The 13724-nt window shown below is 70.9% G+C and carries 12 protein-coding genes; 6 read left to right on the top strand and 6 right to left on the bottom strand.

The features are described from left to right. Positions 1-22: 22 nt before the first annotated feature. The 3 genes from cobT to OG306_RS09940 form a co-directional block, all read right to left on the bottom strand. Entirely contained in the window at positions 23-1135 is a 1113-nt protein-coding gene (cobT, locus tag OG306_RS09950; RefSeq protein WP_266745736.1) for a nicotinate-nucleotide--dimethylbenzimidazole phosphoribosyltransferase, read from the bottom strand. 95 nt (positions 1136-1230) lie between these two features. Then, positions 1231-2070 (bottom strand): class I SAM-dependent methyltransferase, encoded by an 840-nt coding sequence (locus OG306_RS09945; RefSeq protein ID WP_266745735.1) that lies wholly within the window; start codon positions 2068-2070, stop codon positions 1231-1233. A gap of 113 nt (positions 2071-2183) precedes the next feature. Next, the gene (locus tag OG306_RS09940) at positions 2184-3386 is read right to left on the bottom strand and encodes a bifunctional adenosylcobinamide kinase/adenosylcobinamide-phosphate guanylyltransferase (protein WP_266745734.1); all 1203 of its coding nucleotides are present in this window, start codon (positions 3384-3386) and stop codon (positions 2184-2186) included. Positions 3387-3514: 128 nt separating this feature from the next. Between OG306_RS09940 and OG306_RS09935 the strand changes: the two genes are divergently transcribed. Beyond that, positions 3515-3724, top strand: coding sequence for a hypothetical protein (locus OG306_RS09935; protein ID WP_266745733.1), 210 nt, complete (start codon positions 3515-3517; stop codon positions 3722-3724). A gap of 290 nt (positions 3725-4014) precedes the next feature. On the opposite strand, the gene OG306_RS09930 is transcribed toward OG306_RS09935, so the two are convergent. The 3 genes from OG306_RS09930 to OG306_RS09920 all read right to left on the bottom strand — a co-directional run bounded on the left by OG306_RS09930 (position 4015) and on the right by OG306_RS09920 (position 6647). Further along, entirely contained in the window at positions 4015-5091 is a 1077-nt protein-coding gene (locus tag OG306_RS09930) for a S1C family serine protease (RefSeq protein ID WP_266745732.1), read from the bottom strand. Between the two features lie 96 nt (positions 5092-5187). Beyond that, positions 5188-5922, bottom strand: a complete 735-nt coding sequence (locus OG306_RS09925; RefSeq protein ID WP_266752144.1) for a class I SAM-dependent methyltransferase — start codon at positions 5920-5922, stop codon at positions 5188-5190. Between the two features lie 125 nt (positions 5923-6047). Then, on the bottom strand, positions 6048-6647 hold the full coding sequence (locus OG306_RS09920) for a DUF3043 domain-containing protein (protein WP_266745731.1): 600 nt from the start codon (positions 6645-6647) through the stop codon (positions 6048-6050). Positions 6648-6943: 296 nt separating this feature from the next. Here OG306_RS09920 and OG306_RS09915 point away from each other — a divergent pair, with 296 nt between their 5' ends. From OG306_RS09915 to OG306_RS09895, 5 genes are all read left to right on the top strand, one after another. Then, positions 6944-7723 carry a PspA/IM30 family protein gene (locus OG306_RS09915; RefSeq protein ID WP_266745730.1) on the top strand — a complete coding sequence of 260 codons (780 nt, stop codon included), beginning with the start codon at positions 6944-6946 and terminating at the stop codon, positions 7721-7723. 9 nt (positions 7724-7732) lie between these two features. Then, entirely contained in the window at positions 7733-8011 is a 279-nt protein-coding gene (gene pspAA / locus OG306_RS09910) for a PspA-associated protein PspAA (protein ID WP_266745729.1), read from the top strand. A 295-nt stretch (positions 8012-8306) separates the two neighbouring features. Next, a complete protein-coding gene (locus OG306_RS09905) occupies positions 8307-9566 on the top strand; it encodes a sensor histidine kinase (RefSeq protein WP_266745728.1) in 1260 nt (419 codons plus the stop codon). Next, positions 9563-10258, top strand: a complete 696-nt coding sequence (locus tag OG306_RS09900) for a response regulator (protein WP_266745727.1) — start codon at positions 9563-9565, stop codon at positions 10256-10258. Before OG306_RS09905 ends, OG306_RS09900 begins: the two co-directional genes overlap by 4 nt. A 163-nt stretch (positions 10259-10421) precedes the next feature. Next, complete coding sequence (locus OG306_RS09895; protein ID WP_266745726.1) at positions 10422-13577, top strand: efflux RND transporter permease subunit; 3156 nt, start codon at positions 10422-10424, stop codon at positions 13575-13577. Positions 13578-13724: the final 147 nt, after the last annotated feature.

The raw sequence follows: 13724 nt of genomic DNA, 5'->3' as shown, positions 1-13724 counted from the left end.
GGCCGCAGTCGTGCCGGGTCCGTCAGCCGTCGGTCGCGTCGCCGTCCGCGTCGCCGTCCTCGGCCGGTTCGCCGACGTCGTCCTTCCCGTCGACGAGGGGTGGGCGCTCCGGCAGCTCCGCCGCCAGCGCGGCAGCGGCCCGAACGAGCGGAAGCGCGAGCAATGCCCCACTTCCTTCTCCCACGATGACGCCGTGGTCCAGCAAGGGGTTGAGTGCCATCCGGTCCAGTGCCTTGGCCTGCGCCGGTTCGCCGCTCGCCTGTCCCGCCAGCCACCAGTCCGGCGCCCGGAAGGCCGCGCGCTGACCCACCAGCGCACAGGCCGCCGAGACCACGCCGTCCAGGATCACCGGCAGCCTGCGCACCGCGCACTGCAGCAGGAACCCCGTCGTCGCCGCCAGATCCGCGCCGCCCACCGTGGCCAGCAGCTCCAGCTGATCACCGAGGACCGGCCGGGCCCGGCGCAGCGCGTCCCGGATCGCCGCACACTTGCGCATCCACGCCAGATCGTCGATCCCCCCGCCACCGCGCCCGGTCACCACCGACGCGTCGGTGCCGCACAGCGCCGCGATCAGCGTGGCCGCGGCCGTCGTACCGCCGACGCTCAGATCGCCGAGCACCACCAGATCGGTGCCCGAGTCGGCCTCCTCGTCGGCGATCGCCATCCCCAGGCGTACCGCCTGCTCGGCCTCCTCGGCCGTCAGCGCGTCCTCGATGTCGATCCGGCCACTGCCGCGCCGCACCCGGTGACGTACCACCGGCTCCGGCAGCAGCTCCGGGTCGCAGTCCAGTCCGGCGTCGACGATCCGTACCGGTACGGAGAACTGACGGGCCAGCACGGAGAGCGGAGTCGCGCCGTCCAGCGTGGCCCGCACCAGCTCGTACGCGCTCCCGGGTGCGCGCCCGGAAACCCCCAGTTCGGCAACCCCGTGATCACCGGCGAAAAGCACCACGCGCGGCTGCGTGATCGCCTTGACCGGTACGGACTGCTGAGCGGCCGAGAGCCATTCGCCCAGCTCGTCCAGGCGGCCGAGGGCGCCCGGAGGAACGACCAGGCGCTCCCGGCGTTCCTCGGCGTCGCGCCGCACGCCGCCGTCGGGGCGTTCGATCAGGTCGGAGAAGTCGTCCAGATTCACGGGGGTCTGCCTCGCGGGTCGATACGTGGAATGGGCCGGCGAGCCCGGCGGCGGGCTCACTGCGGAACAGTACCCGCAGCGTTTCTGACACCCGGTCAGTGCGGGGATCCGTACCCGAACCGCAGCTGCGTCATCGCGGGCGTCAGGGTCCGCAGCCCCGGCAGCAGCGACTGGAGCCGGATCAGCTCGCCCATCGCACCCCGCCCGCGCGGCAGCCGGAGCGCCCGCACCTCGGTGATCGCCGGGTGCGCGGTGCGCAGCTTGTGCCGCTCGCCGGGGTTCATCGCCCAGCGCATCGGCGGAATGGTCATCCCGCCGGCCTTCGACGTGCCGGCCATTGTGCCCCTGGCCAGCCAGCGCGCCATCGTGTCCAGGATGAGGACGCCGCCGGGCAGCCGTTCGGCGCAGGCCGCCAGGATCCTCCGTACCTCCGCGGGGGGCAGGTACATCAGCAGCCCCTGCGCTGTGACGACCACGCCGCGGTCCTCCGGGTCCTCGATCTCGTCCAGCCAGGACAGATCGGTCGCCGAACAGGACAGGGTGCGCAGCCGCCCGGAGGCGGGCAGGAGTGCCCGCCGCAGCTCGGCGACCTCCGGAAGTTCCACGCTCAGCCAGTTCAGCCGGCCGTTGTCGACCCGCCAGAAACCGGTCTCCAGGCCGTCGCCGAGCGCGACCACGGTGGCCTGCGGACGGTCGGCGAGATACTCCTGCACGGCCACGTCGAAGCAGCGCGAGCGCAGCCCCTGAGCCTGCGAATGGAACGCGTTCGGCTGCCCGAGCCGCTCCTCGAAGGGGTAGTCCAGATCCTCCATCAGCCGGAGCGCCATGGGATCGTCCAGCACCGGATAGCGCTGCCCCGCCTCGTACGCCCGGTTGTAGAGCGTCCACAGCAGGGTCTCGGGAACCCCGCTCAACATCGGTCGCCTGCGTGCCATGCCCGCTCCTCCTGATCCCGCATCGCGTTCCTGCCGTGTTCCGTTCCCGCGTCGTCGTTCCCGCGTCGTCGTTCCCGCGTCGTCGTTCCCGCGCCGTCGTTCGCGAGGACCGGTCAGCCGCGCAGCGTCAGCACCTGTCCGGCCACCACCAGCAGCACCCGTTCGCACTCGTCGGCGAACGCGGTGTTCAACCGGCCCAGTTCGTCCCGGAACCGTCGCCCGGCAGCCGTCGCGGGAACCACGCCCGAGCCGGTCTCGTTGGTCACGGCGACGATCGTGCGCCGCGTCCCGCGCACCGCGGCGACCAGCTCGGCGGTCCGCTCGCGCAGCGCGCTCTCGCCGCCGCCCGCCCACGCCGCGTCGTCCCAGGCGTGCACCCGGTCCATCGCGTCCGTCAGCCACAGCGACAGACAGTCGATCAGCAGCGCGGGCCCGTCCGACTCCAGCAGCTCCACCAGCTCACAGGTCTCCTCGGTGCGCCAGGCGGCGGGCCTGCGCTCCCGGTGCAGCCCGATCCTGGCCGCCCACTCCGCGTCCTCTTCCCTGCCGCCACCGGTCGCCACGTACACCACCTCGGGGAACGTCTCCAGGCGCCGCTCGGCCTCCACCGACTTCCCCGACCTGGCACCGCCCGTCACCAGCGTGCGCCGGGGTACCTCCGGCACCGCGCGGTACTCGCCCACCACCAGCGTCGTCCCGTCCGGCACGGTCCGCGCGCCGGCCGCCGCGAGCCGCCGGCCCAGCTCGGCGGCGGGCGGTGCGTCATGGTCCAGGTGGACGGCGATGATCTCGGTGGTGGGTCCGATCGCCTCGACGGCCCGCAGCCGCGCCACCGCGTCCGGCCGCCCGACCACGTCGCCGACCACCATGTCGTACGGCCGCGGTGCCCGGTCCGCGAGACCGGAGGGCGCGGCACCCGGCGGCAGGTAGAGCAGGTGTACGCCCTCCGGCGAGGTCACCTCGTAGCCCGTGCCCGGCGCGTCCATCGCCACCGCCCGCACCCGGTGCCCGCTGATCAGGGTCAGCTCCTGGCCGTCCGGTACGCGCCCCGCCGAAGGCAGCCCGGGGGGCAGCTCCACGGCGGGCCCGTCGTGCGGATGGGTGAGCAGCACCTGCCGTACGCCGGTGAGCGAGTGCCCCGCGCGGGCCGCGGCGAATACGGCGCCCGGGGTGAGATCGAGCAGCAGCGCGTCGTCCACCAGCAACGCGGTCGCGGCCCGCGAGGCCGTTCCGCGGGCGGCGGCGCAGGCGGCGCAGGGACATTCGGGGCGCGGCAGCCCGTCGGGGGCTCCGGTGCCGAGCAGAGTCAGTTCCACGCCTCCGATCCTCCCGCGTCCGCGCAACCGGTGCGCGACTTGGGGGGCGTCCGGGCAGGCGCAGGGCCCGTACCGGCACTGGCCGTAGGCACTAGGCTGCGGACAGCGAAGCGACCCAGGAGGCGGACATGGCATGGACGTGGCGGTTCGAGAAGTCCGACGGTACGGAGACGGAGCCGGCCCTGCAGCCGGAGGAATTCACTACACAGGGTGACGCGGAGTCCTGGATCGGCGAGTACTGGAAGGAACTCCTCGACGGCGGGGCGGACCAGGTGACGCTCTTCGAGGACACGACCAAGATCTACGGCCCGATGAGCCTTCAGGCCGACGAGGCCTGAATTCCGCGTTCCTGCACGCGTCGGACGAGGGCTGATCTCCACGTCCCCGCACCGGTGTCCCCGCACGGGCCGGGCGAGGGCTGATACCCCTGTCCATGCGCGCGTCAGCGGTACGGGCTCAGGGTCCGGGCACAGGGCCCGTGCGGCTGAGGCCCCGGCCCGTACGCCGATGCCTTCGCCCGTACGGGCAGGAAGCAGGGCCGTGACCGGTAACCGTCGCCGGCCACGGCCCTGGGACTGTCCGGCGGATCAGGGCCGGACGGACCCCGGACCTCACCCGGAATCTCACCCTAGATCTCACTCAGGGTTACCTGCACCGTCTTCTCCGCCCCATTGCGCAGATACGTCACAGTGACCTTCTGGCCGGGCTTGTCCGAGGCCAGCGCCTCCGACAGGGACGTGATCGTCGTGACCGGCTGATCGCCGATCCTGGTGATGATGTCGCCGGCCCGCAGCCCCGCCTTCTGTGCGGCACCGCCCTTCGTCACGCTGACCAGCGCCACCCCGGCCGGCTGGTAGTTCTGGTCGACGACCGTGCGCCCGGTGATGTTCAGCGCCGCCCGGCCCGAGTCCGTGACCTTGCCGCTCTTGATGATCTGATCGGCGATTGTCTTCACTATCGAGACGGGGATCGCGAACCCGATGCCGGGCGCCGCTGTGTCACCCATCTGCGTGTCGATCGCCGCCAGCGTCGGGATACCGATCACCTCGCTGTCCAGGTTGACCAGCGCACCGCCGCTGTTGCCCGGGTTGATCGCCGCCGAGGTCTGCACCATGTTCGCGATCGTCGCGCCCGTGCCGCCGCCCGCCTGGCTCTCGCTGACGGTCCGGCCGAGCGCCGAGACGATGCCCTGGGTGACGCTGGAGGACAGTCCGAGCGGCGAGCCCATCGCCAGCACGATCTGTCCCACCTCGACCTTTTCCGAGTTGCCGAACTTCGCGGGCTTCAGCCCGTCCGGGGGGGTGTCGAGCTTGAGGACGGCCAGATCCTGTTCCGGATAGGAGGCGACCAGCGAGGCCTTCAGCACCTTCTCGCCGGTGGCGACGGTGACCTTGAACGTCGTGTCACTGCCGACCACATGAGCGTTGGTGACGATATGGCCCTTGGCGTCGTAGACGACACCGGAGCCCAGACCGCTGGAGGTCTCGATCTGAACGACCGACGGCAGCACGTTCTTGATCACGGCCTGGTATTCGCTCTGCAGATCGCCCGCGGCCTGGGCGGTGGAGGGCGACGCGGTGGGGCCGGTCTTGGGCGAAGCGGGGGCCGCGCCCGAACAGCCGCTCACCAGGGCGACCGCACAGAAACCCGCGGTCAGAGGCAGCAGCAGCCGGCGTATGTGGCTGGGGGAGTGGAATGCATCCATGTCCGGATTGTTGCTTTCGCGGCATCCGGTGGCCCGCTGGATGCGGCCGATCGGGTAAGCCGCCGGACGGCTCCGGCCGAGATCTTCAGCAGCCTCCTAGCCCCGCACCCCGCACAGATGCAGCAGGGCGGCCACCCGGCGGTACGGATCAGTCCGCCCGGCCCGGTCCTCCGCGGCCAGCAGTCGTTCCAGTTCGGAGGCGGCCGGCAGTTCCACGTCGTTGCTCACGTTGTCCGTGAAGACGCGCACCCCGTACCAGGCGTGCAGGGGCGCCGCGATCCCGGCGAGCGTGGCCGTCAGGGCGTCCAGCCGGTCGGCCCGCACCGTGAGGCCCAGCCGGTTCGTGTACGTGTCCGTGTCGAAGGCGGCCGACGTCGCGTCCCAGTCCCCGGCCGTCCCGGGCCGCATCGCCAGCGCGTCGGCGTTCCGTACGAGCAGCGAGAGCAGCCCGCCCGGGGCCAGCATCCGGGCCAGACCGGCCACCATCGCGTCCGGCTCCCGGACATACATCAGCACACCGTGGCAGAGCACGACGTCGAAGCTGCCGGGCAGGAAGTGCACCCCCGTGTCCAGGCCGTTGCCCTCGATCAGCCGGACCCGCTCGCGGATGCCCGCGGGCTCGGCGCCGAGCGACTCACGGGCCACCCGCAGCATCTCCGCGTCGGACTCCAGGCCCGTCACGGAGTGCCCGGCCCTGGCCAGACGCAGCGCCTGGGTGCCCTGGCCCATGCCGACATCGAGGACGCGCAGCCGCTGCCCGACCGGGAAGCGGGCGGCGATCTGCTCGTCGAGCTGGCGCGCGACCAGCTCCTGGCGGACCGTGTTGCGCAGCCCGCCGAGCCCCTTCAGCCACGCCGAAGAGGCTCCCGAGAATCCAGTGACGGGAGCGGCGACAGGGGCAGTGCGGCCCGGCCGGTCGGCGGACGGACCGCCGACCGAGCCGGAGACATCCGTGCTCAGGGCCGCTCTCCGCGCTTGACCTGCGGCTTCGGCAGCCGGAGCCGACGCATCTGAAGCGTACGCATCAGGCCGTAGGCGACCGCGCCACGCTTCGGCGTATCAGGGAAGCGCGCGTTCAGCTGCTTCTTCAGGCGGAACGCGAGACCGATCGAGTCGATGACGATCAGCACGATCACGATCAGCCAGAGCAGCAGCGAGATGGTCTGGATGTTCTGCACCTGGATCACGCTGAGAATCAGAATGATCACGGCCAGCGGCAGGAAGAACTCCGCGATGCAGAAGCGCGAGTCCACGAAGTCGCGGACGAAGCGCCGCACGGGGCCCTTGTCGCGCACCGGCAGATAGCGCTCGTCGCCACTGGCGAGCGCCTCACGCTGCTTGGCCATGTCCACACGGCGCGCTTCGCGTTGCCGCTTCATGGCCTCCTTGCGATCGAGCGGCGCGCCACTGGAGGCGCGACGGCGCTGCGACTGGGCATCGCTGCGCTTGGGGGTGGGGCGACCTTTGGGTGCCTGCGGGTCGCGGGGCTGCTTGGAGAGGTCGGCCGTCACCTTGCCGGTGGACGCCTTCTCTTCCTTCGAACGGCTACGGAACACAAGGCCCAAGGGTACGGGTTCGTTTCCCGCGACCCCAGGCCGGTCGGGAACGATCCGGCAACGGCCCGCGTCCTCGCAGGTGTCCCCGGGTGTTGCGCACGGTGGACGCCGCAGGTCTCCCCGACCGCCACCTACTCCCTGGGCCGGAGTGGTGACCGGGTGCAGTCGTCCTTGGGGAGGAGCACATCTGTGCGCGAACAGTGCGGTAATAGAGGCAGGGCCCGTACTGTGGGTTCTGTTGGAGTGCTGGAGTTCAGTCCGTCAGAAGGGGGCGCGCGAAGCCCATGAGCGGTGTCATGAAGCGTATGGGGATGATCTTCCGCGCGAAGGCAAACAAGGCCCTTGACCGGGCCGAGGATCCGCGCGAGACCCTCGATTACTCGTACCAGAAGCAGCTGGAGCTGCTTCAGAAGGTACGCCGCGGTGTCGCCGATGTGGCGACCTCGCGCAAGCGGCTGGAGCTGCAGCTGAATCAGCTGCAGGGCCAGTCGTCCAAGCTGGAGGACCAGGGCCGCAAGGCGCTCGCGCTCGGCCGCGAGGACCTGGCCCGCGAGGCGCTGTCCCGGCGCGCCGCACTCCAGCAGCAGGTCACCGACCTGGAGACGCAGCACACCACGCTGCAGGGCGAGGAGGAGAAACTCACTCTCGCGGCCCAGCGGCTCCAGGCCAAGGTCGACGCCTTCCGTACCAAGAAGGAGACCATCAAGGCCACCTACACCGCCGCCCAGGCGCAGACCCGGATCGGCGAGGCCTTCTCCGGGATCTCGGAGGAGATGGGCGATGTCGGCCTGGCGATCCAGCGGGCCGAGGACAAGACCCAGCAGCTGCAGGCCCGGGCCGGCGCGATCGACGAGCTGCTCGCCTCCGGCGCCCTGGACGACCCGACGGGTACGGCCAAGGACGACATCGCCGCCGAGCTCGACCGGATCTCCGGTGGTTCGGACGTGGAGCTGGAGCTGCAGCGCATGAAGGCCGAGCTGGCCGGCGGCCCCACCCAGCAGGCGATCGAGGGCGGCCCGCAGGACGCGGCGCAGCAGCAGTCGTCCCAGTCCCCGCACAAGTTCGACAAGAGTTAAGGCGGCGTCATGATCGTACGGATCATGGGGGAGGGCCAGGTCGCCCTGGCCGACAGCCATCTCGCCGAGCTCAACAAGCTCGACGACGAACTGCTCGCCGAGATGGAGAGCGGCGACGGCCCCGGCTTCCGCTCCACTCTCCACGCGCTCCTCGCCAGGGTGCGCGAGCTCGGTGAACCCTTGCCGGACGACTCCCTGGAGCCGTCCGAGCTGATCCTGCCGTCGTCCGACGCGACCCTCGAAGAGGTGCGCGCCATGCTCCGGGACGACGGGCTGATCCCCGGCTGACGCCATTCCCGGTCGACGCCGCCCGCACTCCAGCACCTGCACGCACCCGCGAGCACTCGCACGCGTCCGTGCCCCTGTGCCCCGTGACCGGTCCGCCGGTCACGGGGCACAGCCGTGTCCCCGCGCTTGAGCGCTTCTCCGAGTCACCGGTGCGACCGGTGCGGCCGGTCCTGCTGGTCCTGCTGGTCCTGCCGGTCCTGCCGGCACGGCTAGTACTGCCGGTACGACCGCTACGACCGATTTCTCCGTACGACTCGGACCGATTGCCGCGCGACACGCCGTAACGTAGCTTGACGTGACCACCCTCGGAACCGGGGTTCTGCGCGTCCGGCACTGGCTGCGCGACCATCCCCTCGCGCTGGATTCCGCGCTCGCCCTGGCCGTACTCGTGGCCATGACGATCGGTTCGTTCGTCCACCCGGGCGTGCCGAACGGGCCCTCCTTCGGTACCCGCGCTCCCGAGGCGGGCAGCGTGCTCCTGATGGTGCTCGGTGCCGTGGCGCTCATCTGGCGGCGGCGCAATCCCATGGCGGTGCTCGCGGCCACCGCCGGGCTGACGGTCGTCGAGCTGGTGGGATTCGACCCGCCCGCGCCCGTGGTGATGAGCACCGTCATCGCGCTCTACACGGTCGCCGCCCGCACCGACCGGTCCACCACCTGGCGGGTCGGGCTGCTGACCATGGCCGTGCTGACGGCCGCCGCGATGTTCTTCGGTTGGGCGCCCTGGTACAGCCAGGAGAACTTCGGCGTCTTCGCCTGGACCGGCATGGCCGGCGCGGCGGGGGACGCCGTCCGCTCCAGGCGCGCCTTCGTCGACGCGATCAGGGAGCGCGCCGAACGGGCCGAGCGCACCCGCGACGAGGAGGCCCGGCGCCGGGTCGCCGAGGAGCGGCTGCGGATCGCCCGCGATCTGCACGATGTCGTCGCCCACCACATCGCCCTGGTCAACGTCCAGGCTGGGGTGGCCGCCCACGTCATGGACAAGCGCCCCGACCAGGCCAAGGAGGCACTGGCCCACGTCCGGGAGGCCAGCCGCTCCGCGCTCAACGAACTGCGGGCCACCGTTGGGCTGTTGCGCCAGTCCGGCGACCCGGAGGCGCCGACCGAACCGGCGCCGGGGCTCGCCGTCCTCGACGAACTGGTGGACACCGTCCGGCGGGCCGGGCTCCCGGTCGAGGTGGCCTGCACCGACCGGCGGCCCCCGTTGCCCGCGGCCGTCGACCTGGCCGCGTACCGGGTGATCCAGGAGGCGCTGACCAATGTGCGCAAGCACGCGGGCCCCGGCGCGAAGGCCGAAGTGAGCGTCGTACGGGTCGGGGCCACCGCCGAGATCACCGTCATCGACAACGGCTCGGGCGGGGGCGGCCACAACGGGGACGGCGGCGGCCACGGCCTCCTCGGCATGCGCGAACGCGTCACCGCACTCGGCGGCTCCCTCACCGCGGGCCCCCGCTACGGGGGCGGGTTCCGGGTCCATGCGATCCTGCCCGTCAAGGCCCGTACGGCAGAGCCCGAGGAGCCGGGCGCGGCGGACCGGACGGGGGAGAACGCATGACACCGCCCATCAAGGTGCTGCTCGTCGACGACCAGGCGCTGCTGCGCAGCGCGTTCCGGGTGCTGGTCGACTCGGAGGCCGACATGGAGGTGGTCGGCGAGGCGGCGGACGGCGCACAGGCCGTGGAGCTCGCCCGGTCGACCCGCGCCGACGTGGTGCTGATGGACATCCGGATGCCCGGTACGGATGGACTTGCCGCGACCCGCATGATCAGCGCCGATCCCGAACTGGCGGACGTGCGGGTCGTCATGCTCACCACCTTCGAGGTGGACGAGTACGTGGTGCAGTCGTTGCGGGCCGGGGCGTCCGGCTTCCTCGGAAAAGGGGCGGAACCGGAGGAACTCCTCAACGCCATCCGGATCGCCGCGGGCGGCGAGGCGCTGCTCTCGCCCGCCGCGACCAAGGGGCTGATCGCCACCTTCCTTGCGCAGGGCGGCAGTTCGGGCGGCGCCGGGCTGGGCGCCGCCGAGCACTCCGCGCGGCTCGACGCGCTCACCGGCCGCGAGCGCGAGGTGCTGGTCCTGGTCGCGGGCGGCCACTCCAACGACGAGATCGCCGAACGGCTCGCCGTCAGCCCGCTCACCGTCAAGACGCATGTGAACAGGGCGATGGCGAAGCTCGGCGCGCGGGACCGGGCGCAATTGGTGGTCATTGCGTACGAATCGGGCCTGGTGCGCCCCAGGGTGGAGTGACGGGTGGAGATTCGGCGTACTCCACCTGCGGTATGCGCGGCGTAAGAAAGCGACCTTGGGCCGACGCTTCCGGCCTTGCGGATGGGTGATCGTATAGCTGGGCCGGGTCTGTCCCCAGCTACCCGCCCATCTGCCGCTTAAGCCACAGAAGAGAGACCCACCCATGTCCTGGCTGTCCAGATTCAGCCTCGCGCAAAGGGCCCTGATCGGACTGATCTCGATCGTCGCCCTCGTATTCGGAGCGATCGCGATCCCGCAGCTCAAGCAGCAGCTGCTGCCCACCATCGAACTCCCGATGGTGTCGGTGCTCGCCCCCTACCAGGGTGCGTCGCCCGATGTGGTGGAGAAGCAGGTCGTCGAGCCGCTCGAAAACTCCATCAAGGCCGTCGACGGGGTCACCGGCGTCACCTCGACCGCCAGCGAGGGCAACGCCGTCATCATGGCGTCCTTCGACTTCGGCAGCGAGGGCACCAAGCAGCTCGTCGCCGACATCCAGCAGGCGGTGAACCGCGCCCGCGTCCAGCTTCCCGACGGCGTGGACCCGCAGGTCGTCGCCGGCTCGACGGACGACATGCCGACCGTCGTCCTCGCCGTCACCTCCGACAAGGACCAGCAGGCGCTGGCCGACCAGCTGGACCGCACCGTCGTCCCCGCACTGGAGGACATCGACGGCGTCGGCCAGGTCTCCGTCAACGGCGTGCAGGACCTCCAGGTCTCCATCACGCCCGACGACAAGAAGCTCGCCGCGGCCGGCCTGAACACCATGACGCTCTCCGAGGCGCTCAAGTCGGGCGGCGCGACCGTCCCCGCCGGTTCCTTCTCCGAGTCGGGCAAGAGCCGCACCGTCCAGGTCGGTGGCGCTTTCACCTCGCTGAAGCAGATCGAGGACCTGCGGGTCGCCGCGAAGGACCCGGCGACGGGCAAGACCGGCAAGCCGGTCCGGATCGGTGACGTCGCCACGGTGAAGCAGGAGCCGTCCACCGCGGTCTCCATCACCCGTACCAACGGCAAGCCGAGCCTCGCCGTGATGGCCACGATGGACAAGGACGGCAGTGCCGTCGCCATCTCGAACGCGGTCAAGGACAAGCTCCCCGACCTCCGCAAGGACCTCGGCGCCGGCGCCGAACTGACCGTCGTCTCCGACCAGGGCCCCGCCGTCTCCAAGGCGATCTCCGGTCTGACCACCGAGGGTGCGCTGGGTCTGCTCTTCGCGGTCATCGTGATCCTGGTCTTCCTCGCCTCGCTGCGCTCGACCCTGGTCACCGCGGTCTCCATCCCGCTCTCCGTGGTCCTCGCGCTGATCGTGCTCTGGACCCGCGACCTGTCGCTCAACATGCTCACGCTCGGCGCGCTGACCATCGCGATCGGCCGCGTCGTCGACGACTCGATCGTCGTCCTGGAGAACATCAAGCGGCACCTCGGTTACGGCGAGGAGCGCCAGTCGGCGATCATCACCGCGGTGAAGGAAGTGGCCGGCGCGGTCACCTCCTCGACCCTCACCACGGTCGCCGTCTTCCTGCCGATCGGCCTCGTCGGCGGCATGGTCGGCGAGCTCTTCGGCTCGTTCTCGCTGACCATCACCGCGGCCCTGCTGGCCTCCCTGCTGGTCTCGCTGACCGTCGTGCCCGTCCTGTCGTACTGGTTCCTGCGCGCCCCGAAGGGCAGCGCGGAGAACCCGGACGAGGCCCGTCGCAAGGCCGAGGAGAAGGAGGCCCGCAGCCGGCTCCAGCGGCTGTACGTTCCGGTGCTGCGCTTCGCGACCCGGCGCAGGATCACCAGCATCGTCATCGCCGTCGTGGTGCTGCTCGGCACCTTCGGCATGGCCCCGCTGCTGAAGACCAACTTCTTCGACCAGGGCGAGCAGGAAGTCCTCTCCGTCAAGCAGGAGCTGACCCCCGGCACCAGCCTGGCGGCCGCCGACGAGGCGGCCAAGAAGGTCGAGAAGGTCCTCGTCGGCGACAAGGGTGTCAAGGACTACCAGGTCACCGTCGGCTCCTCCGGCTTCATGGCGGCCTTCGGCGGCGGTACGGGCTCCAACCAGGCCTCGTACCAGATCACCCTGAAGGACGCGGGTGATTCCGAGGCCGTGCAGAAGCGCCTCGAAGCGGAGTTCGGCAAGCTCGACGACATCGGTGACACCACCATCTCCGCGGGCGGCGGTTTCGGCAGCCAGGACCTCAGCGTCGTGGTCAAGGCCGCTGACGCGGACGTCCTGAAGAAGGCGTCCGAAGAGGTGCGGGCCGAGGTGGCCAAGCTGAAGGATGTCACCGACGTCCAGAGCGACCTGGCGCAGAGCATCCCGCGGATCTCGGTCAAGGCCAACGCCAAGGCCGCGGACGCCGGCTTCGACCAGGCCACGCTCGGCGCGGCCGTCGCCGGAGCGGTGCACGGCACCCCGTCCGGCAAGGCGATCATGGACGACACCGAGCGTGACGTCGTCATCAAGTCCGCCCACCCGGCGACCACGATGGCCGAGCTGAAGGACCTCTCGCTCGGCCCGGTCAAGCTCGGCTCGATCGCCGACGTCGAGCTGGTCCCCGGACCGGTCTCGATGACCCGGATCGACGGTCAGCGCGCCGCGACCATCACCGCCAGGCCCACCGGTGACAACACCGGTGCGGTCAGCGCCGCGCTGCAGACGAAGATCAACGCCCTGAAGCTCCCGGACGGCGCCACCGCCACCATCGGCGGTGTCTCCGAGGACCAGAACGACGCGTTCCTGAAGCTCGGCCTGGCCATGCTGGCCGCGATCGCGATCGTCTTCATGCTGCTGGTGGCGACCTTCCGGTCGCTGATCCAGCCGCTGATCCTGCTGGTCTCCATCCCGTTCGCGGCAACCGGCGCGCTCGGTCTGCTCCTGGTCACCGGCACGCCGATGGGCGTACCGGCGATGATCGGCATGCTGATGCTGATCGGCATCGTGGTCACCAACGCGATCGTGCTGATCGACCTGATCAACCAGTACCGGACGCAGGGCATGGGAGTCGTCGAAGCGGTCATCGAGGGCGGCCGTCACCGGCTCCGCCCGATCCTGATGACCGCCCTGGCGACGATCTTCGCGCTGCTCCCGATGGCGCTCGGCGTCACCGGCGAGGGCGGCTTCATCTCGCAGCCGCTCGCCGTCGTGGTGATCGGCGGCCTGGTCACCTCGACCCTGCTGACCCTGCTGCTCGTGCCGACGCTCTACGCGATGGTGGAGCTCCGCAAGGAGCGCCGCGCGAAGAAGAAGGCCATCAAGCGGGCGAAGAAGGCGGGTATGCCGACGCCGGACGAGGCGGTGGACGCCACCGTCGAGGAGCCGGAGCCCGCAAAGGCCTGACCCGGCAGACGGAAGGCCCCGGCACCGTGGTTCGGTGCCGGGGCCTTCTCCGTTGGTCCGCTGCTCAGCCCGTCGGCGTTCGAGGCGCGGGGGCCGGGGCTGAGCCCCCGTTACGGGAAGGGACGGGGCGGGGAACAGGCCCGCCGC

Source organism: Streptomyces sp. NBC_01241 (assembly GCF_041435435.1).
In the GTDB taxonomy this organism is placed as follows: Bacteria; Actinomycetota; Actinomycetes; order Streptomycetales; family Streptomycetaceae; genus Streptomyces.
This window is presented reverse-complemented; position numbering and strand designations above follow the sequence as displayed.

What these genes read in the sequence shown, in the direction of transcription:
- OG306_RS09945 (WP_266745735.1), bottom strand. Translation starts at nt 2,070, where the DNA reads ATGGCACGCAGGCGACCGATGTTGAGCGGGGTTCCCGAGACCCTGCTG.
- OG306_RS09935 (WP_266745733.1), top strand. Translation starts at nt 3,515, where the DNA reads ATGGCATGGACGTGGCGGTTCGAGAAGTCCGACGGTACGGAGACGGAG.
- OG306_RS09930 (WP_266745732.1), bottom strand. Translation starts at nt 5,091, where the DNA reads ATGGATGCATTCCACTCCCCCAGCCACATACGCCGGCTGCTGCTGCCT.
- OG306_RS09915 (WP_266745730.1), top strand. Translation starts at nt 6,944, where the DNA reads ATGAAGCGTATGGGGATGATCTTCCGCGCGAAGGCAAACAAGGCCCTT.
- pspAA (WP_266745729.1), top strand. Translation starts at nt 7,733, where the DNA reads ATGATCGTACGGATCATGGGGGAGGGCCAGGTCGCCCTGGCCGACAGC.
- OG306_RS09900 (WP_266745727.1), top strand. Translation starts at nt 9,563, where the DNA reads ATGACACCGCCCATCAAGGTGCTGCTCGTCGACGACCAGGCGCTGCTG.
- OG306_RS09895 (WP_266745726.1), top strand. Translation starts at nt 10,422, where the DNA reads ATGTCCTGGCTGTCCAGATTCAGCCTCGCGCAAAGGGCCCTGATCGGA.